The sequence below is a fragment of the Streptomyces sp. NPDC053069 genome (genome assembly GCF_044546895.1).
Taxonomy (GTDB): Bacteria; Actinomycetota; Actinomycetes; order Streptomycetales; family Streptomycetaceae; genus Streptomyces.
Map to the genome: position 1 here is coordinate 1 of NZ_JBITZN010000007.1, position 26,480 is coordinate 26,480.

General features: G+C 70.7%; 24 protein-coding genes and 1 pseudogene. 12 read left to right on the forward strand and 13 right to left on the reverse strand.

Annotation, left to right across the window (positions count from 1 at the left end):
- Window positions 1-91: 91 nt before the first annotated feature.
- On the reverse strand, window positions 92-553 hold the full coding sequence (locus ACIGXP_RS17345) for a DUF6368 family protein (protein WP_399769840.1): 462 nt from the start codon (window positions 551-553) through the stop codon (window positions 92-94).
- A 276-nt stretch (window positions 554-829) separates the two neighbouring features.
- Here ACIGXP_RS17345 and ACIGXP_RS17350 point away from each other — a divergent pair, with 276 nt between their 5' ends.
- Entirely contained in the window at window positions 830-1,729 is a 900-nt protein-coding gene (locus tag ACIGXP_RS17350; RefSeq protein ID WP_399769109.1) for an FG-GAP repeat domain-containing protein, read from the forward strand.
- A gap of 966 nt (window positions 1,730-2,695) precedes the next feature.
- On the forward strand, window positions 2,696-3,241 hold the full coding sequence (locus ACIGXP_RS17355) for a hypothetical protein (RefSeq protein ID WP_399769111.1): 546 nt from the start codon (window positions 2,696-2,698) through the stop codon (window positions 3,239-3,241).
- Between the two features lie 93 nt (window positions 3,242-3,334).
- On the opposite strand, the gene ACIGXP_RS17360 is transcribed toward ACIGXP_RS17355, so the two are convergent.
- A complete protein-coding gene (locus ACIGXP_RS17360) occupies window positions 3,335-3,850 on the reverse strand; it encodes an EF-hand domain-containing protein (RefSeq protein WP_399769113.1) in 516 nt (171 codons plus the stop codon).
- 239 nt (window positions 3,851-4,089) lie between these two features.
- On the opposite strand from ACIGXP_RS17360, the gene ACIGXP_RS17365 reads away from it, so the two are divergent.
- Together ACIGXP_RS17365 and ACIGXP_RS17370 are read left to right on the forward strand one after the other, a co-directional pair.
- Entirely contained in the window at window positions 4,090-4,626 is a 537-nt protein-coding gene (locus ACIGXP_RS17365) for a hypothetical protein (protein ID WP_399769115.1), read from the forward strand.
- A gap of 220 nt (window positions 4,627-4,846) precedes the next feature.
- A complete protein-coding gene (locus ACIGXP_RS17370; RefSeq protein WP_399769117.1) occupies window positions 4,847-5,656 on the forward strand; it encodes a VOC family protein in 810 nt (269 codons plus the stop codon).
- Window positions 5,657-5,746: 90 nt separating this feature from the next.
- Here ACIGXP_RS17370 and ACIGXP_RS17375 read toward each other — a convergent pair.
- The 3 genes and pseudogenes from ACIGXP_RS17375 to ACIGXP_RS17385 all read right to left on the reverse strand — a co-directional run.
- Window positions 5,747-5,989: pseudogene (locus ACIGXP_RS17375) on the reverse strand (SpoIIE family protein phosphatase); the annotation flags it as partial.
- Between the two features lie 49 nt (window positions 5,990-6,038).
- Window positions 6,039-6,257: a transposase gene (locus ACIGXP_RS17380; RefSeq protein WP_399769119.1), complete on the reverse strand. Its 219-nt coding sequence runs from the start codon at window positions 6,255-6,257 to the stop codon at window positions 6,039-6,041.
- Between the two features lie 119 nt (window positions 6,258-6,376).
- On the reverse strand, window positions 6,377-7,207 hold the full coding sequence (locus ACIGXP_RS17385) for an SDR family oxidoreductase (RefSeq protein WP_399769121.1): 831 nt from the start codon (window positions 7,205-7,207) through the stop codon (window positions 6,377-6,379).
- An 82-nt stretch (window positions 7,208-7,289) separates the two neighbouring features.
- On the opposite strand from ACIGXP_RS17385, the gene ACIGXP_RS17390 reads away from it, so the two are divergent.
- On the forward strand, window positions 7,290-8,231 hold the full coding sequence (locus ACIGXP_RS17390; protein WP_399769123.1) for an AraC family transcriptional regulator: 942 nt from the start codon (window positions 7,290-7,292) through the stop codon (window positions 8,229-8,231).
- Window positions 8,232-8,473: 242 nt separating this feature from the next.
- Here the strand turns inward: ACIGXP_RS17390 and ACIGXP_RS17395 are convergent, their stop codons facing one another.
- Both ACIGXP_RS17395 and ACIGXP_RS17400 read right to left on the reverse strand, forming a co-directional pair.
- A complete protein-coding gene (locus tag ACIGXP_RS17395; protein WP_399769125.1) occupies window positions 8,474-9,610 on the reverse strand; it encodes an FAD-dependent oxidoreductase in 1,137 nt (378 codons plus the stop codon).
- 275 nt (window positions 9,611-9,885) lie between these two features.
- Window positions 9,886-10,437, reverse strand: a complete 552-nt coding sequence (locus tag ACIGXP_RS17400; protein ID WP_363220521.1) for a CGNR zinc finger domain-containing protein — start codon at window positions 10,435-10,437, stop codon at window positions 9,886-9,888.
- Between the two features lie 77 nt (window positions 10,438-10,514).
- On the opposite strand from ACIGXP_RS17400, the gene ACIGXP_RS17405 reads away from it, so the two are divergent.
- Window positions 10,515-11,759 carry an MFS transporter gene (locus ACIGXP_RS17405; RefSeq protein WP_399769128.1) on the forward strand — a complete coding sequence of 415 codons (1,245 nt, stop codon included), beginning with the start codon at window positions 10,515-10,517 and terminating at the stop codon, window positions 11,757-11,759.
- A 769-nt stretch (window positions 11,760-12,528) separates the two neighbouring features.
- Here ACIGXP_RS17405 and ACIGXP_RS17410 read toward each other — a convergent pair.
- From ACIGXP_RS17410 to ACIGXP_RS17420, 3 genes are all read right to left on the reverse strand, one after another.
- Window positions 12,529-14,016, reverse strand: a complete 1,488-nt coding sequence (locus ACIGXP_RS17410) for an MFS transporter (RefSeq protein WP_399769843.1) — start codon at window positions 14,014-14,016, stop codon at window positions 12,529-12,531.
- A 3-nt stretch (window positions 14,017-14,019) separates the two neighbouring features.
- Window positions 14,020-15,027, reverse strand: coding sequence for an NADP-dependent oxidoreductase (locus ACIGXP_RS17415; protein WP_399769130.1), 1,008 nt, complete (start codon window positions 15,025-15,027; stop codon window positions 14,020-14,022).
- Between the two features lie 149 nt (window positions 15,028-15,176).
- The gene (locus ACIGXP_RS17420) at window positions 15,177-15,854 is read right to left on the reverse strand and encodes a TetR/AcrR family transcriptional regulator (RefSeq protein ID WP_399769132.1); all 678 of its coding nucleotides are present in this window, start codon (window positions 15,852-15,854) and stop codon (window positions 15,177-15,179) included.
- 91 nt (window positions 15,855-15,945) lie between these two features.
- Here ACIGXP_RS17420 and ACIGXP_RS17425 point away from each other — a divergent pair, with 91 nt between their 5' ends.
- The 3 genes from ACIGXP_RS17425 to ACIGXP_RS17435 all read left to right on the forward strand — a co-directional run bounded on the left by ACIGXP_RS17425 (window position 15,946) and on the right by ACIGXP_RS17435 (window position 19,223).
- Complete coding sequence (locus ACIGXP_RS17425) at window positions 15,946-16,998, forward strand: alcohol dehydrogenase catalytic domain-containing protein (protein ID WP_363217743.1); 1,053 nt, start codon at window positions 15,946-15,948, stop codon at window positions 16,996-16,998.
- Window positions 16,999-17,151: 153 nt separating this feature from the next.
- Window positions 17,152-17,610 carry a DUF485 domain-containing protein gene (locus tag ACIGXP_RS17430; RefSeq protein WP_399769134.1) on the forward strand — a complete coding sequence of 153 codons (459 nt, stop codon included), beginning with the start codon at window positions 17,152-17,154 and terminating at the stop codon, window positions 17,608-17,610.
- Window positions 17,607-19,223 carry a cation acetate symporter gene (locus ACIGXP_RS17435; RefSeq protein WP_399769136.1) on the forward strand — a complete coding sequence of 539 codons (1,617 nt, stop codon included), beginning with the start codon at window positions 17,607-17,609 and terminating at the stop codon, window positions 19,221-19,223. The genes ACIGXP_RS17430 and ACIGXP_RS17435 overlap by 4 nt, the downstream gene beginning before the upstream one ends.
- A gap of 40 nt (window positions 19,224-19,263) precedes the next feature.
- Here the strand turns inward: ACIGXP_RS17435 and ACIGXP_RS17440 are convergent, their stop codons facing one another.
- Together ACIGXP_RS17440 and ACIGXP_RS17445 are read right to left on the reverse strand one after the other, a co-directional pair.
- Complete coding sequence (locus ACIGXP_RS17440; protein WP_399769138.1) at window positions 19,264-21,684, reverse strand: SpoIIE family protein phosphatase; 2,421 nt, start codon at window positions 21,682-21,684, stop codon at window positions 19,264-19,266.
- Window positions 21,685-21,910: 226 nt separating this feature from the next.
- Window positions 21,911-23,095: a PucR family transcriptional regulator gene (locus ACIGXP_RS17445; protein ID WP_399769140.1), complete on the reverse strand. Its 1,185-nt coding sequence runs from the start codon at window positions 23,093-23,095 to the stop codon at window positions 21,911-21,913.
- Window positions 23,096-23,308: 213 nt separating this feature from the next.
- On the opposite strand from ACIGXP_RS17445, the gene ACIGXP_RS17450 reads away from it, so the two are divergent.
- Window positions 23,309-23,959, forward strand: coding sequence for a carboxymuconolactone decarboxylase family protein (locus ACIGXP_RS17450; RefSeq protein WP_399769142.1), 651 nt, complete (start codon window positions 23,309-23,311; stop codon window positions 23,957-23,959).
- Window positions 23,952-24,761, forward strand: coding sequence for an SDR family NAD(P)-dependent oxidoreductase (locus ACIGXP_RS17455; protein WP_399769144.1), 810 nt, complete (start codon window positions 23,952-23,954; stop codon window positions 24,759-24,761). Before ACIGXP_RS17450 ends, ACIGXP_RS17455 begins: the two co-directional genes overlap by 8 nt.
- A 57-nt stretch (window positions 24,762-24,818) precedes the next feature.
- Here ACIGXP_RS17455 and ACIGXP_RS17460 read toward each other — a convergent pair whose 3' ends face one another.
- A complete protein-coding gene (locus ACIGXP_RS17460) occupies window positions 24,819-25,424 on the reverse strand; it encodes a TetR/AcrR family transcriptional regulator (protein ID WP_399769146.1) in 606 nt (201 codons plus the stop codon).
- 53 nt (window positions 25,425-25,477) lie between these two features.
- Between ACIGXP_RS17460 and ACIGXP_RS17465 the strand changes: the two genes are divergently transcribed.
- A complete protein-coding gene (locus tag ACIGXP_RS17465) occupies window positions 25,478-26,413 on the forward strand; it encodes a DUF2867 domain-containing protein (RefSeq protein ID WP_399769148.1) in 936 nt (311 codons plus the stop codon).
- Window positions 26,414-26,480 lie beyond the last annotated feature (67 nt).

Below are 26,480 nucleotides of genomic sequence, written 5' to 3' on the forward strand. Positions count from 1 at the left end.
TCCTGCACACCTACAACCACCATCGCTGCCACACAGCACTCGGAGGCCAGCCACCGATCAGCCGTGTGAACAACGCTTCAGGTCAATACATCTAGCGCCCACCGCTTCGGCTGACTTGGAAGCTCCGCTGGTCGGGGCCCGTGCGGACGATCTCCAGCTCGCGGCCCAGCCTTTTCGGACGCCTGGATGGTCGAGTCGGGTCCACAGCAGCGGGTGTCTGTGCCGTCGCGGTTCCTGGGCATTCGCTGCCACGACGTGGACGGCCAGCAGCAGGCCGAGGGTGTCGGTGACGATGAATTCTTGCGGCTCTTGACCTTCTTGCCTGTGCCGAAGCCCCTGGTAGCAGCCGGGGCCGCCGCCGTGGATCGGTCATTGTCGCGACGACACCCGGAATGCCGGCCACAATTGGTACCTGGACTTCCCTTGGTTCGGCGTTGGCGACGCCGCGGATCACGTCCATAACAGCGGCGGTCAGCAGGGCCGTGACGACATGGTCGACTGAACTTCTTCGGAACGCGACGACGTTGACGGCGTGGGCCGGCGTGAAGGTGATGAGAGGCCCTCATAGCTCGGAGCGGAGCCCGCTCTCATGGTCAGAGCCGGCGAACGCTCGCGGAAAACCTGCTGAGGCCTTTCAGCGACGGGAAAAGGGCCGCTACGTATAGGCGGTTGCGCCCCTTCCACAATGCCATCCGGGCGGAATTTTTCATTCCGCACCCCACCGTGAAACCACTGGGACAGACGTGCAAAGATCCGGACACTAATGCGGGCGCTCCCGACATCTACGCAGAGAGCACCGCCTGATTCCGCATACCTCATGGAGTCGTACATGACGCAGTCTTCCCGGCGTGCCCGCGCCCTGTCGCGTCTCGTCACCTCGGCGATCGCCGTCGCCCTGGTGGGCGCCACCGCCGGCACCGCTCTGGCCTCCGCCCCTGCGACGACCGGTCCGGCGAAGAACCTCACCCGGAGCGCCGTCGCCGGGCAGCACAAGCCCACGCCCGCCGCGCCGTTCTTCTTCCTCTCCGGGATACTGCCGTCGGGCCAGATGTACGTCTACATGCCCGACGGGAAGGGCGGCTTTGACGACCGGTCGGGCGCGTACGTCTGGCCGCACTTCAGGTACGGGGTGTCGATCGACCCGGATCTGACCGGCTACCAGGACGGCGCATACCACGTCATGGACGACGGCACGCTGAATCTCTGGCGCAGCGGGCGTCTGAAGAAGGTGGCCACCGGCTGGGGTCAGTACAACGTCGTCTTCTCCCCCGGCACCCTGGTCGGCGCCAAGCACCCCGACCTGCTGGCCCGCGACAAGCAGGGCACCCTGTGGCGCTTGCAGACCAAGGCGGACGGCTCGCTGGCACCGCGCGTAAAGGTCAGCTCCGGCTGGAATCAGTTCACCCAGATCACCGGCCAGGGCGACCTGACCGGCGACGGCAAGTCGGACGTCGTCGCGCGCGACAAGCAGGGCGTCCTGTGGCTGTACAAGGGCACGGGCGATGTGCGCAAGCCGTTCGCGCCCCGTGTGAAGGTGGGGCCGGGCTGGAACCAGTTCAACAAGCTGGTGGCCACGGGTGACGTCGACGGCGACGGCCACAGCGACCTGCTCGCCCGCGACCCCAAGGGCATCCTGTGGCTGCACAAGGGGACGGGCAAGGCCACCTCCCCCTTCACATCCCGAGTCAAGATCGGCACCGGCTTCAACCAGTACCGCGACCTGTTCTGACGTTCCCTCAGGGACCTGACGCAGGACCCGGCGCGGGTCCGTCAGCGTTTCTGTGGCTCGGGGCTGTGCCGGTCGCGTGGGCCCAGCACACCAGCCTTGTGCCAGGGTCCGCACGCCTCCTCCTGGACATGGTCGCGTGCGCCGTGGAGACAATGAACGCAGACGCGATCCGGCCCCGCTCCCCCGCGAGCCGATCGCCGGCGGCGGCATGGAGGACCGGATCGCTGTCGCGCTCGGCACACCAAAGCGGACCGCGTACGGCGGGCGGTCGAACGTGACGGCGATACGGTCCGTCGGCTCATCGCGCGCGGCCTGCTGACGCATCTCAGACCAGCCCCGACGAGTCGCTGATCAGCCCGGACCAGGCCGACGCCGTGGGCCCGTGCGAGGACGGGGCCGACCTGGCCGCCGCCGGTGGGTGTCGTCGCGGTGGGTGAACCGACCCACCGCGTTCTTCCGCCCGAGGCTGACGGCCCGCGCGACATAGCGCAGAGCGTTCGTCGTCGGTGACTGCGCAGGCACTCGTCCACGAGCGCACGACCTTCCGGACCGACCGGGAGACCACTGCGTCCCGCAAGGCCGGCGATGTCCGGCACCTGTCGGCGACCGACGACCCGACGATCCATACCCGGAGGTCCGGCCTTGCCTCGGGCACCTCCGCCGCCGCCTCGATGCCCGTGGCGCCGCCCCCGATCACCGTCGCCGTCCTGCCTTCAGGGAGCACGCCGAGCGCTGCGCGGGCCTGCTCCGCGCCTCGTTGCCAAGCCAGGGCAAGCAGGCGACGGTACGTTGCCACCTGGCCTTGCAGGGGCTGCGCGGCACACGGCCCTCCGCCTGGGGCAGGACGTGGTGTGCTTGCGGGCACCTCCCCCGGGAAGCGGACACCGGCACTCGGACGGCTTCCCTGTGGACGGATTCCGTGTGTCTGGGCGGGCGAATACGGCCTTGCTGGGTGAAGCTGAAGTCGTGAACATCAGTAGCGAGCGCCCGGTAAGTGCTGAGCAGATCTATGCAGCGCTGGCCGCTCTTGCGGCTGAGCCGCCAGCAGATCCGGAGAAGCGACCCGAGGGGCCGCAGGAAGAGGACCGCCTGCGCCTGCTGGGCAGTCTGCTGGCGAAAACGGAGCTCGAGATCACCGCCGCGACCCGGCTGACCGAGGAAGAGGAGATCGAGGACGTCCTTGAGACATTGCGCGGCTGGGGGGAACAGCTGGAAGCGGATCCCGGCCTCGCAGTCAACGTCCTGACGAACCGGCTGCAGCGCACCGCGCTGCAGGTCTCGGAACCCGAGGCGGAAGAACTGCCACCCGGCCGGGAGGCTGCCTTCGCCGCTGCGATGACGGCGGTGTACGCGCTCAGCGCTCAACTTCACGCGGAGCGCGGCGATACAGAAGGAACCCGACGCGCTCTGAGCGGGGCGGAAGAAGCCCTCATCGACATCCTGCAAGGCATCCATGACCTGCGCGTCGCCATCGGCGACACGCCCGGACCAGAAGAGGAAGCCGAGAGCTGACCCGCTCGCCACGACGCATCCGGCGCCACACCACCGCCACCAGACCATGACCAGCACCGTCACGCGACGTACCCGCTTCCGGAAGGACCCGGACTAATACAGGGCCTCGCCCATCGGGGACGTGTCGCCGATGACGTAGGCGCGGATCGCCGCCAGGTACGCGGCACGCCCCACTCGGCCGTCGCCATCGGCGTCCAGTGCCTCGAACGCGGCAGCGGCGTTTCCGGGCGCATTGTTCAGCGCGGTGCGCAGGAGCGTGAATTCGGTCTTGTCCAGGGTGCCGTCCCCGTCGGCGTCGGCGAGGTCGAACAGTGAGCCCAGGGCGAACCGACAGATGTTGTCGAACTTGTCGGCGCCGACCCATGCGTCGTATTCGTCGAAGGTGAGCTGCCCGTCGCTGTTCTCGTCCATCGCTCCCCACGCCTTGTGGGCTTCCGCGCGGGCGGCGACGACGAGCGGGTCGTCCTCCGTGCGCCCTGTGGCCCGGACGGTCCGGTCGACCCGGGAGAGGTAGTCGTGCGCCGAGATGATCCCGTCCCCATCGGCGTCCATCATGGCGAAGATTCGCGCTCGCGCGGCGGTGGCGGCTGTGGCTGCGGTACGGCCCACTGGAGATCTCCTTCTCATCGTTTCCTGCTCCACCAGTTCTCGTCCGGCGCTTGCTACCCGCCGTGTTCCGGATGTCATGCGCCCGGCGCCGACCGCAGGGAATCCGGCGGGAGGACAGGCGCACGCGACAGCGCGCCTGGCAACCGCGCGCCGACTGTGCGCTTCAAAGCGCCAGGGCAGCGGATCTTCCCCCTGGGTAGGTCAGGGCCGTTGGCGGTACAGGACGGGCTGGAGGCAACGTGTTCGGTGGGCGTGGCATCACGGTGACCCTGGGGTCGCTCATGCTGGTGGGATCGTCGTTGGTGTGGGCGCCGGCTGGTCAGGCCACGACGAGCGAGGCGGGGAGCATCGGCTGCACGGGCGGCAGCGAGAGCCGCTACGACCCGCCGCTCACCCTCCTGCCCCGGCCGGCCCATGTCCACGCGGACGTCACATACACCTGCAGCGTCACTCCCGGCCGTACGGTCTCCGCCACCGGTTCCTTCGACTCGGATCTACCGGCGGCTTCCTGTGTCGCCGTGTCCGGCGGAAGCGGAACGGAAACCGTCCGATACACCGACGGGCAGAGGTCACTGATCGTCTACGACAGCGCCACCCCCGTCCGTGTCGCAGGCGTCCTTGTCGTCATCCAGCGGGGCCGGGTCATTGAAGGGCGGGGCCAAGGTCATCCCGCGGAGCGGACCATCACCGGGCTGCCCCGGGGGCTACCCACGGAATGCCTCACGGCCGGCCTGCGGGGAGGCAGCAACGCGGTTCAGCTGGAGATCCAGCCGTAGCGCCGCCTCAAGAGGAGACCTCAGAGCGGCATCCAGGTCTTCGACGATCCACCGGCCTCATGACTCCCGCTGAGCCGCGCGGGAGGCGGTCTCCGAGGGTCCAGCCTGGACGAATGGAGGCAGGGACGACGCTGCTGCGGGCAGGCGACGTGCGGGACACGAATTCCGGTTGGACACTGGAGTCAGAGCAGCGGCCGCGAGCGTACGAGGCCAGGGCGCGATGGCCATAAATCAGGGCACACATCCCTCGGATGCAACGGACATGATCGACACGCGCTCCGTGTTCGGCGCGCCGTGCTGGGTGAGTCTGACCAGCCGCGATCTCGACGCCACCCAGGACTTCTACGGTGCCGTGCTGGGCTGGCGGTATCGCAAGGCCAGGCTGGGCGAGCATTTCCGGACCGCGCTGGCGGAGGGGATACCTGTCGCGGGGATCGCCGGGGTGGCCGGCGTGTGGCAGATGGCCGTGGCCTGGACGCCGTACTTCGCCGTGAAGGACGCGGACGAAGCCGTGAGCCGCGTCCGGGAGCGATGCGGCACGCTGGCAGTCGGGCCGATCTCCTTCCCTCCTGGAAGAGCGGCGCTGCTCGCCGACCGCGACGGCGCCACCTTCGGGATCTGGCAGGGGAAGCTCGTCACCGAATGGGAGGCGTGGCGTCACGCCGCGCCGACCTTCATCACTCTCCACACCCGCGACGCCTTCGACGCCGCCATCTTCTACGCCGAGATCCTCGACTGGGCCTCGGGCCTCCCCGGCTGCTGTGAGGTCGAGTACGCGGGCGGCGAAGTACTGCTGCGAAGCCGGAATGACATCGTTGCCCGCATCGAGGCCGGCTCGGTGGAGACGCCACCGGACCCTTCGGTCCGACCGCACTGGCAGGTCCACTTCACCGTGCCCGACGTGGGCCTGTGCGCCCGGGCCGCGGAGGAGCACGGCGGCAGCGTCCTGCACGAGGGCGAGCACCAAGCCGTGCTGCGCGACGCCGACGGCGCCCAGTTCACGGTGACCTCGCGGGAAAGCAGGCCGTGACGTCCGCGGTACGGCCTGCATCGCCCATCGCCGATGCGGTGGCCAGCCGCTCCGGGACTTCCGCTCCATGGCGGAGTTGCAGGGCTGCGTTCACGGCGCGGCATGGACGGGCTGCAAGGCGTCACGGGCCAGGACGTCGGCCAGGTGGTCCGGGCTGAGCCGTGAGTTGTCGGCGAGGGCGTCGGTGAGCCGGTCCAGTCCGGGGTCGATGTCCTCCCCTCTGCGTTCGATGAGCCCGTCGGTGGAGAGAACGTGGGTGTCGCCGGGGGTGCAGGGCGCGGCGGCCTGCGGGCGCGGGACGTCGCGGGGACGGGCTCCCAGCGGCGGGTCGGTGCCTGGGCCGTCTCATGCTCGGGCGGCAATCTGCCCTCTCGGTGCTGGGTCATCCACATCTCGCCCTGCTCGCCGATCGCGCAGCTTCCGGACAGCAGCTCGGCCATCCTCGCCGGATGCGCCGGGCTGTGCCCGACGACGGACTGGAGCTGGACGCTGACCGCGGCCTGGCGGATCGCCCGCTTGCCCCACTCCCGCACCACCGCCGGGCCACCCCGACCGATGCGGTGCCGCACTTGGGGAACGACACCGCATCGACCACCCACACCTCAGGGCTGCTCGCCTCGCACAACCGCTGGCAGATCCGCCGCCGCGGGTGCTGGCCGGTGTGCCCTTCAGTCAGCCGCTTTGGTACTCACCGTGAGCCTGCTCGACGCGCGCCGACCTTCAGTTCCAGTGGCCCGCGGCGGCGGTCTCGGTGACGAAGGTCTCGAAAGTCCTGGGTGGTCGGCCGAGGGCTCGTTCCACGCCGTCGGAGAGCCCGGCGCCCGAGCCGTTGCGGATGTCGACCAACAGCCCCGTCAGCAGCTGGGCGACATCGGGTGCGGCGCCGGCGGCGACCTGACGCTCGACGAAGTCCTCCGGATCGACGTCAAGGTGACGGATCGTACGGCCGGTGGCCCGGGTGATGAGGTCGGCCGCTTCACCGAAGCTGATCGCCCGTGGGCCGGTCAGATCGTAGACCCGTCCGCTGTGGCCCTCTTCGGACAGTGCCGCTGCGGCGACCTCGGCGATGTCCTCGGCGTCGACGAACGGGGTGCGCCCGTCACCGGTGGGCAGGGCCAGGGCCCCGGCGAGAATCCCGTGCCGCCAGGGTCCCTCGCTGAAGTTCTGCGCGAACCACTGCGGACGCAGGATGGTCCACTCCACGCCGGATCCGCGCACGGCCTGTTCGGCGGCATGCAGGGGATGGCCGTCCTCACCTGCGCGTGGGGCGGACAGCAGCACCAGGCGGCGCACGCCCGCGGTGACCGCCTCGTTCACCAACCGGGGTACGCGTGCCTGGTGGTCGGTGCTCCCCGACAGGCTGGGCTCCACGAGATAGGCGGCCGTGACGCCGTCGAGCGCGGACGCCCAGCTCGCCGGGTCGTCAAGGTCGAGGCGGCAGTCGCCGCCGGTGCGGGAGGCCGTGCGGACCGGCAGGCCGACGGCCTTGAGGCGTCGGGCGATGCGGCTGCCGGTCTTGCCGGTGCCGCCGAGGACAAGGATGTTCTTCATGCCGTCCAGACAACCCCAGGGGCACGTGGACGATCCATGGGAGATGGTCCTGACTTCCTTTGTGTTCGTCTAGCGTTGGCGCATGGACGTCCTCAGCGATCTTCTGCACCGGGCGCGGGCCAGGAACGCGTGGGTCAGGCAACTGATACAGCGTCCTCCGTGGTCGCTGAGCTTCACCGACCCGCCCCCGCTCACGGTCGTGACCACGCTCGCCGGTCACGCGTCGGTGCGGATCGACGACAAGGGCATCGCACCGGTACGGCTGGCCGCAGGCGACATCGCCCTCATCACCCGCCCCGGCTGGTACACGATCGCCGACAGCCCCTCCACCCCGCCTCAGGTTCTGATCCACGGGCGGACGAAACGGGTCGTCGGCGGATCCGCACAAGGGCCGGACACACAGCGGAGCCTGGCGCCCCGTACCTACGGCGACGGTCTGCCCGGGGCCACGATCATGCTCCGCGGCGCCTACGACGTCAGCGGCGACATCGGCGACCGTCTGCTCGGCATGCTGCCGCCGCTGGCGGTCGTACCCGCCGGGCCGGCGACCCGGGCGGCACTGGACCTGCTGGCCACCGAGGCCAGTCGTGACGAACCCGGCCAGGACGCCGTCCTGGCCCGGCTGCTGGACCTTTTGCTGGTACTGGCGTTGCGCGCGTGGTGTGCGGACGCGGAGACGGCGCCCGCCTGGTACCAGGCGTTGGCCGATCCGGTGATCGGCGAGGCGCTGCGTCTGCTGCACGAGGATCCTGCCCGTCGGTGGACGGTCGCCGACCTGGCCGCCCGGGTGGGCATCTCCCGTGCGGCGTTCGCCGCCCGCTTCACGGCGCTGGTCGGCGAGCCCCCGCTCACCTACCTCACCGGCTGGCGTATGACCCTGGCGGCGGACCTGCTGAGGGACGCCGAGACGACCGTCGCCGCCGTGGCCCGCGAGGTCGGGTACGAGGACCCCTTCGCCTTCAGCGTGGCGTTCAAGCGCACACGGGGCGTCAGCCCCTCCATCTGGCGCCGCCAGCCACACTGATCCGGCGCGAAGAGGATTTCACCCCGCGGGACATGGCCTTCGGCGGCGCCCGTTTCGAGGACAGGGTGAGACCGGCGGCGCGAATGGGCAGGCTGGTCGTCCGGTCCGGCGGGCCTTCACGCCACGTCCCGGCCGTCTCCGGACGGTGGATCGGGCGCGGCCGAGTGACATCGTCACGGACCGCGTCCCGTCCCCGGACACTGAATTCAACAGCCGCTCAAAACCGTCCGTGGTGCGGTGACTTACTGAGCCTGCTCGTGTCGCGTGAACGCTGCGATCAGGGCGTGGGCTGTGTTGTTGTCGGAGTCGGTCTCGTGGGCCTCGGCGCCCTCAAAGGTGGCGGCTTCGGTGCTGCGCGGGAACATGGCCTCCTCGTATTCGGTGAGCGCGGCCTCGATGTCGTCGCCGTGCGCGGCGAGGGCCTTGCCGAGTTCGGCACCGTCGAGCATGGCCAGGTTGGCGCCTTCGCCGTTCGGGGCCGAAAGGTGGGCGGCGTCGCCGAGCAGGGTCACGCCGGGCACCCGGTCCCAGCGGTGCCCGGCCGGCAGGGCGTAGAGGGGGCGCAGGACCGGCTTGGTGTCGCTGTCGGTGATCAGCGCGGTGAGCTCCGGCGCCCAGCCGTCGAACTCTGCCGCGATCCGCGCGGTGGCCACGGCGGCATCGGTGAAATCGATGGCGGCGAACCAGTCCTGCGGCCTGGACAGCCCCACGTAGGCGTGCAGAGTGTCGTCCCTTTCCCGGTGAGCGAAGAGCTCCCTGCCCGGTGAGGTCGCGATCATCGATCCGCCACCGACCGCCTTCGCGGCGGCCGGGTGCCGGGTGTCGGCGTCGAACAGGTAGGTCTCGACGACCGACTTGCCGACGTACTCGGGTGTGGCGGTCGAGAGCAGCGGCCGGACCCGTGACCACGCGCCGTCCGCGCCGACCAGCAGGCTGGTGACGACGCTGCTGCCGTCGGCGAACGTCACCTCGTGGCGACCGTCACCGAGGGTACGGGTGCTGCTCACCTTGTGCCCCCACTGGACGGTGCCGGCCGGGAGTGAGCCGAGCAGGATCTGTCGCAGCTCGCCGCGTTGCACCTCGGGGCGTCCGCCCGTGCCGTCGTCGGCTTTGGCGAACAGGACGGTCCCGTCCGGGTCGAGGATCCGCATCGCCTGGCGGCCCTCCAGGATGAGGCCACGAAACTCGTCCATCAAATCGGCTGCTTCGAGGGCGAGTTGTCCGTTGTAGTCGTGGATGTCGAGCATCCCGCCCTGCGAACGCGCAGCCGGTGAGGGCTCCGCCTCGTAGACCGTGGCCGGTATTCCGTGGACGTGCAGGACGCGGGCGAGCGTGAGGCCGCCGAGCCCGGCACCGATGATGGTGACGTCAGTGGTCATGGAGGCTTCCTTCGTGATCGTGGATCGCTGGGCGGACACCTGGCAGGTCACGCCGGGAGCACCGTTCCAGCAGGTCGGGACGGTTGATTGCTGGTGGCCGGTGCGTTGATGGCCGGCGCCGACCAGCACCAATGTCCCGGCAGCCACCGACGGATCACCGACAGATCACCGAGCCACCGCCGACAACCACCCGACACCGGCCCCGGCCCGCGGGAGCGATCACGTTTCCCCAAGTCGCCGTTCCTGGAAGTCCTTTCAGAATTGACCGGCTGAGTTCACGCCTGGCCGCTCGCGCGCCGCGCACGGAACGCCGCTGCCTTGACCCGGTTCTGGCATGCCGTCGAGCAGAACTGGCGGCCGGCGTTGCGGGACGTGTCCACATAGACCCGGTCGCAGCGCGGGGCTGCACAGACCCCGAGGCGGCCGGCGTAGTCGCCGCCGAGGGCCATGGCGAGGCCGGTGGCACAACCGGCGCTCCAGCCGACGGCATAGGAGTCGTCGGCACCGTGGAAGTGCACCTGCCATGGCTCCCCGGGAGCCCGGTCGAGCTGAGGCCGGGCGCCGGTCTCCCGCAGTAGCGCGTTGAGGGTGGGAGCCGCGTCGTCGAGACGGTCGGCGGCCGCGGCCTCGAACACGGCGCGTAGCGCGCGGGCGGTGTCGGCCAACCGGTCGGCCTCTCCGAGTTCCAGGTCCGGCCCGGCGGAGAGCGCCGCCCGGACCGCCCCGACCCGCTCAGCACCTTCGGGGGCCAGGTAGCGACGGCCGCGCGCCTCACCGTCGGTCAGCGCGTTGACGAGCGCCACCGAGGCGTCGAGCAGGGTACGCATGTGACTGTCGAACAACACTTGACCAGTTACCTTTCGCCTGTCTACGGTGTCCGTCACCGACAATAGATGATTGACCAGTGACGGGAGGCGCTGTGCTGCGCTCCGAACCGCTGCCCCGCACCGTCCGCCTGCTGCTGCTCGCCCGGGTCGTCAACCGGCTCGGAGCCTTCTCGCTGCCCTTTCTCACCGCGTTGATCCGCGCCGATCACGGCGCGAGCCTGACCACCGCGGGGCTGGTCAGCGCCGCCTTCGGGCTCGCGACGATCCCCTCGCGGCTGGCCGGGGGAAGACTGGCCGACCGGATCGGCCGACGCACGACCGTCGTGCTCGGGCTCTGCGGATGCGCCGTGGCACAGCTGGCGATCGCGGCTTCCGCGTCGCTCACCTGGGCGGTCGCCGGGGCGGTGCTGCTCGGGCTGGCCTTCGAGCTCTACGAGCCGCCGAGTCAGGCGATCATCGGCGAGTCCGTGCCAGCGCCGCAACGGGTGCGCGCGTTCAGCCTGTTCAGCGCCGCTCTCGCGGTGGGCGGCATGGGCGCCGGACTGCTCGCCGCGTTGCTCGGCCGTTGCGACCTGCGTTGGCTCTTCGTCACCGACGCCGCGACCTGCCTGGCCTGCGCGCTGCTGATCCGGCTGGCCCTTCCCCACGACCGTCCGGCACCGCCCGGAGCCGGCCGGGACGACACCGCCGTGCGACCGCTGCGGGACCGAGCCCTGCTGAGCGTCCTGGCCACCGGAACCGCCTACGCCCTGATCAACCAGCAGGCCGTGATGACCCTGCCGCTCGCACTCGCGCAGCAGGGCCTGCCCGCCGCCGACGCGGGGCTGCTGTTCACCGCCACCGCAGCCACCACCATGCTCGCCCAGCCGCTGGTCCGGCTGTCCTGGGCGAACCGGCTCACGACGCCCGTCGCGCTCGCCCTCGCGCATGTCCTCCTGGCCGCGGGGCTGACCGGCTACGCCCTCGCCCGCACCCTGCCGGGGCTGCTCGTCTCGGCCGCCGTGTGCAGCCTCGGCGACCTGCTGGTCATGGGTCGCGTGTACGCGCTCGTCACCGACCTGGCTCCGCCCGGTGGAAGCGGCCGTTACCTGGCCGTCTTCGGTACCAGCTGGGGCGTCGCCGCGACGCTCGCACCCGTCCTCGGCACCCAGCTGCTCGACCGCGCGGGGACAGCCATGCTGTGGTCCACGATGGCCGCGCTCTGCCTGCTGCTCGCCGCGCTGCACCTCCGGGTGACACCGCAGTCGCCGGGTCTCCTGAACGTCGCCGAGGCGGTCAGCCGCCGGTCCAGGGCACTGCGTGGGGGCGGTCCGCCCGGCTAACGGACGGGTGCTGTCGCTTCTCCGGTGCCGGCTCAGGTTCTGTGATCGGTCACGGGGCGTAGGGGCCAGGTCGTAGACGGTCAGCAAGCCGGTGTCCTCGTGGCCACGGTGACGCGGACGGGTCGGCGACCGAACTGGCCTCGCGCGCAGGTTGGGGTGCTGCGGGCGTCAGGAAGCGCAGGCAGCGGCGGTGCTGGGGCGAAGGCCCGCGAGCCGGTCCCCTGGGGAATGACCGACGCCGCGTGGCGGGTGCTGCGGGACGCACTCCCGCTGTGGAAGGCGCCCGGGCCCGCGCTGATCGCTGCGAGCGGCCTTCGCCTTCGACGGCCATGTGCACGACCACCGGAACGAGCTGTTCCTGCCCCGCTCCAGCCGCCTCCGCATCCGGCCGTGCCGTGGTGGTGTGGCGCGACCCGAGGTACTCGTCCCCGGGTGACCGGTCGGCCGCAACACCGAACTCGGGCTCTCGCTCCCCCGCTTCGCGCCGCCCCGATGTGCCCTCCGCACCTTCACCACCCGGTCCTGGACCCGGCGCCAACGCGCGGGCGCCGGGATGGCCGACGTCAGCTTCGTGCGGCATCGGCCCTGGGCTCGGGCAGGCCCACACCGCGCTGCTTATCGGCCTGGTCTGCAGCCGTGGCGTGGCGCGTTCGCCGTTCTCGACCTGCTGCAAGGGGCGGTACTGCCGGACGACGTGCAGGATGTCGCGTCCTTGGTCACGCGCTTGCCCTCGTACGGCTCCCACCCGTCCGCGGCTTCCGCTGCGTTCCTACGGTGCTTCCGGGATGGAAGAGCACTCGGACTGCTTCACGAGCAATGAGGACGCGGCGGTCGCGTGGTTGTCGCGCAGCAGGAAGGCGACCGCAAGAGCGGCGCAGCCCACCGTTGCCGCGCCGCAGAGCAGGCACAGGTGCAGTCCCTCGATGAACGAGTCCGCCACCCATGTGCGTGTCCGGGCGGAGACGGTGCTGCCGGCGGTGTTCAGGCTCGCGGCCGGTCCCCGGGCGAGTGCTGAGTGGGTCAGTGCGTGGGCTGCGCTTTCGGGCAGGCCGGCGAGAACCGCCCGGTCGAAGAGGGTGTGTCGCATACGAACGATGAGGACCACTCCGAGGGCGGCCACACCGACCACTCCGCCCAGTTCTCGCAGGGAGTCCATCAGTGCCGAACCGACTGCGGCGCCCGTGGTGTTGGAGCGCTGAACAGCAGTGATCACGGCGGGAACGAATGCCAGGCCGGTCGCGATGCCCAGCACCGGCAGCAGCCATCCATAGTCGGCGAAGCCGGCGTGACGGCCGTAGCGCGCCAACCCGGCCAGGGACACAGCGATGAGCAGCAGCCCGGTCGTCAGCGGGAGGCGCGGACCGGAGCGCGCGCACAGCACACCGGCCAACGGGGCAGCCGGCACGATGACGGCGGAGACGGCGAGAAAGACCAGCCCGGCCCCACCGGCGGACCAGCCGAGGACGTCCTGCAGGTACAGCGTCAAGAAGAACGTGGACCCGAACAGGCCGAAGCCGGAGGCGAAGCAGGACAAGGCGGAGGCCGCGTACGCCCGCCGGCGCAGCTGCCGCAGGTCCAGCATCGGTTGCACGGCGAGGGATTCGACGACGACGAAGGCCGGCAGGGTCACAGCCGCGAGCACCAGCGCGCCGGTGACCGGGGCGGCGGACCAGCCGTCAACCGGCCCTTGCACCAGCCCGAAGACGAACGCACCGACCCCGACCGCAGCCAGCAACTGCCCGGCCGGGTCCCAGCCTTGCCGCGCGCTCGGCACCGGGGGCAGCAGCAATGGGGTGAGCAGCAGCAACAACAGGCCGACCGGGAGATTGATCCACAGCACACTGCGCCAACCCAGGTGCTCGACCAGGGGGCCGCCCACCGCCGGGCCGAGGGCCACGCCCAAGCCGGCAGCACCGCCCCGTACCCCAAGGGCACGCGCCCGTTCCTTCTCCTCGGGAAAGACGTGGCCCAGCAGAGCGGTACCCGCAGGCAGCAACACGGCCGCGCCCAGACCCTGCACCAAGCGGCCGGTCACCAGCCGGGGCCAGTCGCCGGCGAAGGCCCCGAAGGCGGATCCGGCGCAGAAGAGCAGCATCCCGGCACAGAACGCCCGTCTCGGTCCCAGCCGGCCGGCGACCAGACCGCCGGACAGCAGCCCGGCGGCGAAGACGAGGGTGTATCCGGCGACCACCCATTGCAGTCGGCTGCAGCTCTCCCATGGAGTGGGCGGCAGCCGGTAAGGACCCCGGTCAGGCAGCGGTCACGCCAGCTCCAGGACGAGCTTGCCGACGTTCTGCCCGCGGAAGAGCATCTGCAGCGTCTCGGGGAAGTCGTCCACGCTCCCCCGCACCACATGTTCCTTGACCTTGATGCGGCCGGCGCCGATCCAGGCGGAGATGTCCTGCGCTGCCTGCGCGTAGCGCTCGGCATAGTCGAAGACGACGAAGCCCTCCATGCGGGCGCGGCGCACCAGCAGCGAGAGGTAGTTGGAGGGGCCTTTGACCGGCGTGGCGTTGTTGTACTGGCTGATCGCACCGCAGACCACCACGCGCGCGTGCATCGCCAGCCGGGTCAGGGCGGCGTCGAGGATGTCTCCTCCCACGTTGTCGAAGTAGACGTCGATGCCGTCGGGGGCCTGCTGGCGCAGCGCTTTCCTGACGTCTTCGGCGCGGTAGTCGATCGCCGCGTCGAATCCCAGTTCGTCGGTGAGCAGCGCGCACTTCTCCGGCCCTCCGGCGATGCCCACCACTCTGCACCCCTTGGCCTTCGCGATCTGACCCGCGATGGTGCCGACCGCACCGGCCGCCCCGGACACCACGACGGTCTCGCCGTCCTTCAGCGCGCCGACGTCCAGCAGGCCGAAGTAGGCGGTCATGCCGGGCATGCCCAGGGCGCCCAGATAGGTGGAGGGCGGAGCGAGGGAGGTGTCGATCTTCATGGCACCCCGCCCGTCGGAGACCACGTACTCCTGGACGCCGAACGTCCCGACCACGTGATCACCCGGCTGGAAGTCGGGGTGGTTCGATGCGGTGACTTCGATGACCGATCCGGCGCGCATCACCTCACCGATGCCCACCGGCGGCAGGTAGGAGGGGCGGTCGTCCAGCCAGCCCCGCATGGCCGGGTCCAGGGAGATGACACGCGTCCGGCCCGCGAACCGGCCGGGGCCCGGCTCGTCGACCGGCTCCGAACAGTGCTCCCAGTCCTCGGGTTTCACCGCGCCCGCGGGGCGGGCGGCCAGACGGATCTGGCGGTTGGTCACGGACATCGCGCCTCCTGTCGTTCAGGGGTTTCGCCGCAGGGTACCGACCGGTGGGTATGTCGAGGTGTGTGATGTCCGCCATATGCCGTGGCTCGGCGCTGCAGAGATCGGTTGCGGACGCCGGGGTCGCGGCGAGTCGAGGCCTGCCGCTCGCGTCAGCCCTTGCGGTTCCGCTCCTGGAGCAGGTGTGCGGTCTGTGGGGACACCGGCGCGGCCAGCAGCGCGGTGACCAGGTCGACCAGTCGGCTGGTGAACAACCGGTCGTCCCTGCGGGGGCGGCCGGCGGCCCGGGCGGCGAGTTCGGCATGGCAGAACCGCATGGCGGTGAAGCGGGTGTGGAACACGGCGGTCGAATCGGGAGCCAGCAGCGGTTCCACCAGGCGCCGCCAGGCAAAGATGCTCGACCCCTTCGTCACGACGGTCTCGACCATCGGTTCGGGTCGGTTGAGCAGTTCGGCCACGATCTGCAGGAACTCGCGGCCTCCGTCGGGCTCGGCGAGTTGCGCGGCGGCAGGCAGGACCAGGGCGGCGGCGAGGGATCGCAGGTCGTCGGCGCCGCTGTCCTCGTACTGCTGGAGCAGCACCTCCCGCCGGGCGTCCACCGCGGGGAGGTGCTTGTCGAGTACGGCCCGCAGCAGACCCGCCCGGTCGCCGAAGTGGTACTGCAGGGCCATGGCGTTGCGCTGGCCGGCGGCCCGCTTGATCTCGTTGAGCGACGCACCGTCGACGCCCTTCGCCGCGAACAACTGCTCGGCGGCCCGGATGAGCGTGGCGCGCGTGTCACCGGCCCTCCGGCTCCGAGGTGACGTGGCCTGCGTCTCATGTGCTGTCACGGATGCCCATGCTAGCGTCACCCCGCCGGAAGTAATACGCGTGCATTAATAACTGATACAGGCGCCTTGGTGCGCTGCGGGAGTCCATCCAGTGAAGGCACTGACCTACCACGGCCCCCACGACATCCGCTACGAAGATGTCCCCGACCCGGCCGTCACCAGCCCCACCGACGCACTCGTCCAGGTCACCACGGCCGGCATCTGCGGCAGCGACCTGCACATCTACGGCGGCAACGGGTTCAGCCCGCAGACCGGTTACACCCCCGGACACGAGTGCGTCGGTGTGGTCGTCGACACCGGCGACCGGGTCACCCGCTTCAAGCCCGGCGACCGGGTCCTGGTTCCCGCCTCGGTCGGCTGCACCTCGTGCGGAACCTGCGCGAAGGGACTCACCGCCAGATGCGAGCGAGCCCATGCCCCGACGGACCTGTGCTACGGAGTGGGTCCGCACCTTCCGGGCAGTCAGGCCGAGGCCCTGGCCGTGCCCCATGCCGACATCAACCTGGTGCACCTGCCCGAAGGCATCTCCGACGAAGCCGCCATCGTCCTGACGGACAACGCGCCCACAGCCTGGTACGGCTGCCGCCGCGCCCGCATCCGGCCCGGCGAGACGGTTCTGGTCATCGGCCTGGGCCCGGTCGGCCTCATGGCCGCGCAATCCGCCTTCGCGATGGGTGCCGCCCGTGTGCTGGGCGTGGATCTGGTCGCGGAGCGCCGGGCCTTCGCCGCCACCCTGGGGGTGGAGCCGGTCGAGGGCGACGACGCGCGCACGGCCGTACGGGAGATGACCGCAGGGCGCGGACCGGACGCCGTGGTGGAGGCCGTCGGCTCGGACGCCACCATCGATCTGGCCCTCAAAGCCGTCCGGCAGGCAGGACGGGTCAGTGTCATCGGCGTCAGCCAGAGCAAGGCCTTCCCCTTCCACATGGGGCTGGCGCAGATCAAGGAGCTGGAGTTCGCCATCGGGCTGTGCTCGATCCAGTACGAACTCCCCGCCCTGATCCCCCTCGCCCAGGCCGGCCGGATCACCCCCGAGGCCGTGGTGTCCCACCACTTCGCGCTCTCCGAGGGCCCCGCGGCGTACGAACTGTTCAGCAGCCGCGCCTCCGGTGTCCGCAAGGTCGTCCTCGACCCCACCCGCTGACCGCCGCAGGCCGAGCTCCACCGGGGCCGCGGCATCGACCTCGAAACGTGACCCCAGGGCCCTTACCAGCATCCCAACCAGTCGGTACGGTACGCCGCTGAAGCATTCCCACCCGTTCACCTCCAGGTTCGAGCCGTAGTGGAAGGCCAGGCGATGACATACGCCGACGAGAACCAGTACCCGCCACCAAGACCGACGGAATGGCCGCCGCCCCGCACCGCGCCCTGGCCGTACGGACACGAAGCCCATCGACCCGACGGGTACGCCCCAGGACCCTGGGACGAGCCGTATGCGCCCCAGGCTCCCCTGCACCACGCCGACCTCGCCGCACTCCGGTCGGCCTACCGCCTGCTCCGCCGGGTCTCCACGCTGGCCGCGCTCGGCTCCTTCGTGATGTACGTCGTGCTGTCCTGCGCCGCGCCGGGACTGATGGGATCCAAGATCGCCGGAGAGCTGAGCCTGGGCATGACTCTGGGGGTCCTCCAGCTCGTGGTCACCTTCGCGGCGGTCTTCTGGTACGGACGCAGCGCACAGCGGTCGGTGGATCCGCTGGCCCGTGCCGTCAGGGAGCGGGCGGTCCCCGCCGGCCGGGACGCGGGAGTGGTGAGATGACCGACTTCCACTCCGGGACGCAGGCCACCGTCCTCGTACTGTTCACCGCCCTGGTCACCGTGACCCTGCTGATGTGCGTGATGGCGGGGCCGGACCGCGACGACCTGACGAACTTCTACACCGGCTACCTCTCGCTCACCCCGTTCAAGAACGGCCTCGCCATCGCGGGTGACTACATATCCGCGGCCACGGTGCTGAGCACCACCGGCATCGTCGCGCTCGCCGGATACGACGGCTATGTCCTCGCGGTCAGCACGGCCTTGTCCCTGGTGCTGCTGATGTTCCTGCTGGCCGAACCGCTGCGCAACGCCGGCAGGTTCACCATGGGCGACGTCCTGGCCCGCACCATGCCCGGGCGGGCCGTGCGGATCGCCGCCTGCCTGGTGACGCTTGCGGCGACGCTGCCCTTCCTCGTCGTCCAGCTCTCCGGGGCCGGGTCGCTGCTCACCTTCATCCTGAACCTGCCGCACGTGACGGGCGCCAGGACGGCGTGCATCGTCATCGTCGGCACTCTCATGATCATTTACGCGGCACTCGGCGGTATGCGGGGCACCGCGCTCATTCAGATGATCAAGATCGTGATCCTGATCGGGACCAGCGTCGTCGTCGCAGCGCTGGTACTGAACCGCTTCGACTGGAGCCCGGGCGAACTGCTCAGAGCCGCCCAGCACGGCAGCGGCGCCGGCCCCGCCTTCCTCCAGCAGGGTCTTCAGCTGGGCACCTCGGCCGGTGAGCGGCTGGACTTCATCGGTCTGCAGATCAGCGTGGTCCTCGGCGTGGCCTGCCTGCCCCACATCACGATGCGTCTGTACTCCGCACAGGACGTGCCGGCCGTGCGTCGCTCCATGTCATGGGCGGTCGGCACGGTCACCACCTTCTGCCTGCTCGTGATCACCATGGGTACGGGAGCGGCGGCGCTGGTCGGATCGCGGTACATCACCGCGGCCGACCCACAGGGCAGGACGTCGGTGCTCATGCTGTCGCAGGTGCTCGGCGGGGCACCCGGCTCCGTGGGCACGACGGTCCTCTACTCGGCCGTGGCGGGCACGGTCTTCATCACCTTGCTGTCGTCGGTCGCGGGGATGACCCTGGCCGCGGCCTCGTCGCTCGCGCACGACCTGTTCGCCCATGCGGTGCGGCGGGGACGGGCCGAACCGCGTACGGAGATGACGGTTGCGGTGTGGACGAGCGCGGCCGTGGGAAGCATCGCCATCGCACTCGCCATCCTGGTCCAGAACTGGAACGTCGGCGTGCTGACCACACTGGCCATCTGCATCGGAGCATCGGCGGTGGCACCCGCGCTCACCTACTCCCTGTTCTGGCGCGGATTCACACGCACCGGCCTGCTCGCCACCCTCTACGGCGGAGCGGCCTGCGCGCTGCTGCTGATGGTCTTCTCCAAGGCCGTTTCGGGCACGCCGTCCGCCCTCTTCCCGAACGCCGACTTCCACGTGTTCCCCATGCAGTCCACCGGACTGGTCTCCGTCCCGTTCGGCTATCTGGCGGGCTGGCTGGGCAGCCGTCTGGACCACCGGCGCCGCACCGCCGACAGCCGCGAGAGCCGTCGGCTGTACGAGGAGAGCGAGGCTCGGCTGCTCGCCGCAGCCGAATGACACGGCGGCGGGGCCGGCTGCGCAACGGTCTCGGAGACGGTCAGGCGAGCGTGCCGGCCAGTGGTTGTTCGGTCCATACGGTCTTTCCGTCGCGGGTGTAGCGGGTGCCCCAGCGTTCGGTCATCTGGGCCACCAGGAACAGACCGCGGCCGCCCTCGTCGGTGGTACGGGCACGGCGCAGGTGGGGTGCGGTGTGGCTGGTGTCGCTGACCTCGCACACCAGACACCGTTCACGGATCAGCCGCAGGGTCACAGGGCCACTGGCGTAGCGGTAGACGTTGGTGACCAGTTCACTGACGATCAACTCGGTGGTGAACGCCAAGTGCTCCAGGCCCCATTCGCTCAGCTTGGCCGAGGTCAGGGCACGGGCCCGGGCGGCGCTGGCAGGCTCCAGCGGCAGACGCCAGGAGGCGACGTCGTCGGGTGGCAGCCTGCGGGTGCGGGCGATCAGCAACGCGACGTCGTCGGTGGGCTGCGTCGGCACGAGTGAGTCGACCACCGCTTGGCAGGTCCGTTCCAGCGCCTCCGCCGGCCGGGTGAGCGCCGTGCACAGTTTGGTCAGGCCGAGGTCGGCATCGATGTGGCGTTCGCCGATGAGTCCGTTGGTGTACAGGCACAGCAGGCTTCCCTCGGCCAGTTCGACGTCCCGCGTCTCGAACGGCAGGCCGCCCAGGCCGAGTGGCGGGCCGGCGGGCAGGTCGAGCGGAGTCGCCTCTCCGTCCGGAGCGGTCACCACCGGCGGCGGGTGGCCGGCCCGGGCCACGGAGCACCGCCCGGCGACCGGGTCGTACACGGCGTAGAGGCAGGTGGCACCGACGACCTGCTCCCCCACAGGCCGTTCACCGGATGCTTCCTGTTCGGCCGCCAGGAGGTTGACCAGGTCGTCGAGGCGGGAGAGCACCTCGTCCGGTTCCAGGTCCAGGCTCGCGAGCGTGTGTACGGCGGTACGCAGTCGGCCCATGGTGGCGGCAGCGTGGATGCCGCGTCCCACCACGTCGCCGACGACGAGGGCAACCCGGGCCCCGGACAGGGGAATTACATCGAACCAGTCTCCGCCCAGGCCCGGGGCCGCGCTGGCCGGCAGGTACCGCAGGGCCACCTCGACTGCCGACTGGTCCGGTACCGCCCGCAGCAGAAGGCTGCTCTGCAAGGTGAACGCGGCCTGTTGATGCTGGGTGAAGCGCCGGGCGTTGTCGATCGCGACGGCCGCGCGCGAGGCGAGCTCCTGGGCGAGGGTGAGATCGTCGGCCTCGAAGGGATCGGGGCGGCGCGAGCGCCACAGGGTCATCACTCCCAGCACCAGGCCACGTGCGGCGAGAGGTACCACGATCAGGGAGTGGACGCCCAGGTCGGGAGTGTGGGCCCCGTGGCAGCCTTCCGTCGAGAACCAGTCGGGCGGGAGAACCGGTTCCAGGGCGGGCCGCCCTTCGGCGAGGCATCTGGCCTGGGGTGTGTCAGGCGCGAACTCCACCCGCTCGCCCTGGGGGTGGGGCGGACCGGCTTGCTGGGCACCGACGCTGCAGGCCCCCACGCGTACCATCGGCCCTGCCAGGGCCCGCGTGACCTCCTCACCGCGCGTCACCGGCTGAAGCAGGTCAACCGACGCGTGGTCGGCGAGGTGAGGCACCATCACCTCGGCGAGTTCCCGGGCGGTCTCCGCCACGTCGAGGGTGGTTCCGATACGACTGCCGGCCTGGTCGAGGAGCGCGAGCCGGCGCTGGGCCCGATGGCGTTCGGTGATGTCCTCGATCATCTCCGCCACACCCAGGATGCGGCCGGAGGCATCCTCCATCGGGAAGGAGGAGACCATCGCGACCCGCTCTCGTCCCGGATCCCACTCCAGGCGAACGAACTGCTCCGAGTAGACCATCGGCCTTCCGGTCTCCATCACCTGGCGCACCCGGTCCACGGCCGTGCGTGCGTCGTCGGGGACGAGGAAACAGCCGGTGGGCAGTCCCCGAAACCGAGCCGCCGGTACGCCGCTGAAGCGTTCGATGGCCCGGTTGACCCGCAGAAGCCTCAGGTCGGGGCCGTGGACGACCAGGCCGATCGGACACCGGCGGTACAACCCGTGGAGCACCGCGCGGTCCCGTTGCCACTCCAGGACGTCAGCGGCAAGTGCCCCGGCGAGAAACCACTCACGGATCCGGTCGCCGCGCGAGAGCGCGTGGGCCCTGAGCCCCATCTCCACGAGCCGCCCGTCCCGGTGCCGCACGTTGAGCATTCCCGACCAGCCGCCGGCTCTCCTGCAGCTCGCCGCGGCCTCCTTCGCAGCCGTCAGGTCGCCAGGGTCGACCAGGACCTCGAATGCCGGACGGCCCAGCACGGCTGTCTCCGGATGGCCGAGCAGTTCCTGGGCCCGCCGGTTCCATCCGACCACGACTCCCCGGTCGTCGACCACCGCCAAGGCGGCGAGGTGCGGGATGAACGGATCGTCCTGGCTTTCGCTGAGCTCCGTCATCCGCTTCTCCACTGCTGGACACCACCTTGTCGTCGGTCAGCGATGTTCCGCCGCGGCCGGTGACCGGCGTGACGGCGTCCCGCGCGGTGCGACTCGGCCTTCTCCCCTGCGCGCCGACTGCCGATGCGCTGCAAGCCATTGAACCCCGGTGCGGCCGTGGCAGCATCGCCTGCAGCGTGGCACGGCGTGGCGGGCACGAGGGGGTGCGGCAGACACGACGGTCCGCTCACCGGGCAGGTCCTTCCGAGCCTCGTGGACGTGTCCGCAGCTGACGCGCCGCCAGGGCCCAGCTGAGCTCCACCACGGTGTCCGGAGCGTCCAGGCTGGTTCCGGTCAGCTCCTCGAAACGGCGCAGCCGGTAGCGGACGGTGTTGACATGGATGTGTGAGCTGCGGGCGACTTCGCGGATGTGCCGTCCCGTCTCCAGGTATTTCCGCACCGACTCCTCGATGAGCGCACCGAACTCCCCCTCCGCCTCCAGTGGGCGCAGATAGCGGTCGAGCAGCAGCGCGCAGAGTTCCGGTTCGGCGACGACGGCCACCCGCCAGGACAGGCCGCCCAGGTCGTACACGCCGCGCAGGCCGTACGCACGGGCGGCTTCCAGCAGTCTTCCGGCGGCACGGAAGGAGCGGTGCACCGCGGTCAGGTCCGTCGGCGGGCCGAGCCCCGCCGTCACCTCCAGGTCACCGGTCTGCGGCAGGTCCTCGACTACTCCGACGACAGCCTCGTCCAGCACGGTGAGCAGCGCGCCCCGGCCGTTCCTGCGGCCGGAGGACTCCAGGGAGCGTTCCAGCGATTCCGGGCCGACGTTGCCCGCCGGGACGGCTCTGACGGCCCGGTACGGACGCGCCGGGTCCAGTCCGTAGATCGCCGCACCGCTGTGGATCTCCGGCGCGCTCAGCGTCCCGTGCAGCAGTCCACGCAGGAAGTCGGCGCGGCGGCGGGCGTCGACCAGGGCGGAGGCGATCTCCGCCTGCCGGTGGACGGCGGCGATCTGCAGGCTCGCGACGTCCGTCAGCTCCCACAGGCACTTGGTGCGGTCGACGACGAGGCCGGGGTCTAGCCCGTGTTCGGCCGCCTCCGCGAGGAAAAGGTCCCGTATCGCGCTCAGCGCCCGGCGGAAGGCACGGAGCCCGTCGCCGAGCGGCACGCCCCGGGCGACCCGGTCCCGGGCCACCTCCGCTTCGTCGAAGTCCTCCGGCGCGGGCACGGTCCCCTCTCGCACCACCGCGAGAGCCCGTTGGAAGTGCCGGTGCCAGATCTGGTCCAGGAGTTCCCGCGGGACCGCGCGGTAGGACGGGACATGGACCGTCAGATCCGCGTGCAACCGCCCGCCGACCTGCCTCTGATGTACGGCCATTGCAGCGACGACCCGTTCGAGGGGCACCGCCGCACCCGGCTGTCCGGGCATGGGCCTCACCTCCGCTCCGGCATCGGCCGTTGTGCAACGGAACAATATGCCGACCTCCGCCTTTGGCCGCAGAGCCGTCGACACCCGCCCGCTTGCGGAAGCACAGTGGCACAGCGGCGGAAGGAGCCCCGGCGCACCGGCAGCAAGGCGCCGAGACCGTGCTCAGACCGCCCTCTTCTCCCGCCCCACCTGACGAATCGTGCGGAGACCGCCATGACCGACGAGCACCATCACAGCTTCCACCGGACCGCCCCCGGCACCGGTCCGCGTCTCGGGCCCCTGCCGGAGGCCGACTGGGACCCTGCTACCCGGGAACTGCTCGCCCCGATCCCCCGGGACGCCGACGGCCACCTCCCCAACGTCTTCACCACCTTGGTGCGACACCCCGGCCTGTTCCGGCACTTCCTGCCCTTCGGCAGCCATCTGCTGCGCGACGGCCGTCTTCCGGACCGGACCCGGGAACTGCTGATCCTGCGCACCGCGTACCACACCCGGGCCGGTTACGAATGGGGCCGGCATGCACCGCTGGCCAGGGCCGCTGGGCTCACCGACGAGGAGATCAGGCGAGTCGGCGCGGGCCCGGACGCCCAGGGGTGGGCGCCGGCCGACGCCCTTCTGCTGCGTGCCGCCGACGAACTGCACCGGGACGCACGCCTGTCCGCGGCCACCTGGTCCGCACTCGCCGCCGACCACGACGAGGCACAGCTGATCGAAATCACCATCCTCGTCGGTCAGTACCACATGGTCGCGTTCTTCCTGAACTCCGCCGGTACCCGGCTCGAACCCGGCTATGCAACGGAAGCCCTGCCCACGTCCAGCGTGTCCGGCGGGGACGCGGTGGAAGGAGCACACGGCGATGCCTGAGCCCCGGAACCGCGGGACCCACCGGGCCGATCTCCTGACCGGCCGCAATGTGCTGGTCATCGGTGCGGGCACCCGCCCCAGCGACGATCCGAAGGCCCCGGTGGGCAACGGGCGGGCGGTGGCCGTGCTCGCCGCCCGCGAGGGAGCCTCCGTGGCCTGCGCCGACGTCTCCCCCTCCGCCGCAGCGGCCACGGCCTCCCTGGTCGGTGCGGAAGGCGCCCGTGGTGTCCCCGTGGTCGGTGACGCCACGGATCCCGGCCAGTCCTCGGCCATGGTCGCCGAGGCACTCCGCGAACTCGGCGCACTCGACGCGATCGTGGTCAATGTCGGCATCGGTCTCGGCGCGGGCCTGACGGACACCTCACCCCAGCAGTGGGAACGCGTGCTCTCGCTGAACCTGAGCGCTCCCTTCCTCGCCGCCAAGTACGGACTGCCCGCGGTCGCCGACGGGGGATCGATCGTCTTCGTCGGTTCCGTGGCCGGGTTGCGCGCGGCCACCGACTCGCCCGCCTACGACAGTTCCAAGGCAGGCCTGTTCGGTCTCACCCGCCATGTCGCCAAGGAGGGCGGACCGCGCGGGATCCGCGCCAACCTGGTCGTCCCGGGTCTGATCGACACCCCGATGGGCCGCGAGGCCTCGTCCCGGCGGGCGTCGCGTACCGCCTCGTCCAGCCGGATGCCGCTCGGACGCCAGGGCACTGCCTGGGAGGTGGCCGAAGCCGTCGTCTTCCTGCTCTCCGACCGCGCCTCCTACATCACCGGACAGAGCCTGGTGGTGGACGGAGGGCTGAGCGCGGTGTGAACGCTCAGGGCTGGGGCGCGGGCGGCCGTGAGCCCGGCGCTCGGGCCCGAAGGAGCACTAGGAGTGCGGGGCGGCCGTCATCAGTGTGTCGAGCACCGAGTCCAGATAGCGCCTGCCGTCCTCACCGGCGGGAAGCGTCTCCGGCACCGCGTGCGCCAGCTGGGTGTGCCCGAGGTAGCCGGTGTACGCCAGCAGTGCACGGCGGCGTGCCTCGTCCGGGGTGAAGCCCAGTTCGACGAAGAGCTGCGCCAGGTAGCCGACTCGACGCTCCGTCACGCGGTGCAGGACGGCGGCGACCCGCGGGTGTCCGACCGAGGCCGGCAGGGAAACCTCCAGCGGGTCTTGGGCGGCGCGTTCGGACGCCTCGGAGAAAAGCCTGCGCAGCCGCGTCGCCGGATCCGGCTCGGACGCCAGTCCGGCGATGATCGACTCGGTGGACTTCTCTTCCCAGCGGTCGAGCGCGGCCTCGATCAGCGACTCACGGTTGGAGAAGTGCCAGTAGAAGCTGCCTTTGGTGGTGCCCAGACGAGCGGCGAGCGGCTCGATGGCGACCGCCGCGAGACCGCCTTGACCCATGGCTGACAGGGCCGCGTCCGCCCAGTCCTGAGCCGTCAGCCGCTTCCGGACACTCTCGCGAGCGACCTCTTCACGCCGTTGCACCATGCCCATACGCTACCGTATGGTCAACAACATACGGCAGCGTATGGAGGAGCGCTATGCGCAGGTTCCGCAGGTTCGGCACGATCCGCAATGTCCACCAGCGCACCATCGAGGCACCCGCCCAGGACGTCGGGGCGTTGCTCGACCGCCTGTCCTCGCCCGACGACCCGCTCTGGCCCGCGCCGGCCTGGCCCCCGATGCGCTTCGACCGGCCCTTGGGCGTCGGCGCGGACGGCGGCCACGGCTTCGTCCGCTACCGCGTCACCTCGTACGAGCCCGGCCGCCGCGCCCGCTTCGACTTCCACCCGCCCATGAGCGGCCACCATGAGTTCGTCGTCGAACCGCTGGGACCAGAGCGCTGCCGTCTGCGGCACACCCTGGAGCTGAAACGCCGCGGCCCGATGGCACTGGGCTGGGCTCTGGCGGTGCGCTGGATGCACGACACAGTCGTCGAAGAGATCTTGGACAACGCCGAACGGGCCGCCACCGGGACGGCAACGCCCCCCGTTCGCTGGTCGCCCTGGGTCCGGCTGCTCCACCGGTTCATGTGGGAGAGGGCCGCCGCCGGCGACCTTCCGACGGGCGCGCGCCTGGCCCGTACCTCCTTCGAGCGGACCGACTACAGCGACGCATGGCGGATGACGGTACATCCCGGGATGCCCCGGGACCCCGAGTCCTGGCGTGGTGTCCTGCGTGGAGCTTCCTTCCCGGTCGTGGGCCGCGAGGGCGGCGAGGTACTGCTCGGCGAGGACGCCGGCCACCTCGACTTCCGCGCCTCGATCCTCGTCGACGACTGTCACGTCACGCTCAGCACGGTCGTGCGCATCCACAACTGGCGCGGCCGGTTGTACTGGGCCGTGGTCCAGCGCGTCCACCCCTTCATGGCCCGCTCCATGCTCCGCCGCATCCACCGGCGACTCGCCCTGACGGCTCCGAGCGCCGCCGAGCGCGCACAGCCGGCACTGGTTCCTGCCGCTGCGGAAGGAAGTTGAGCGGGGACCGCCACAGAATCGCCAGGGGCCCGATGGGTGGCGAAGCATCACGCGGCGGCGGCATCCC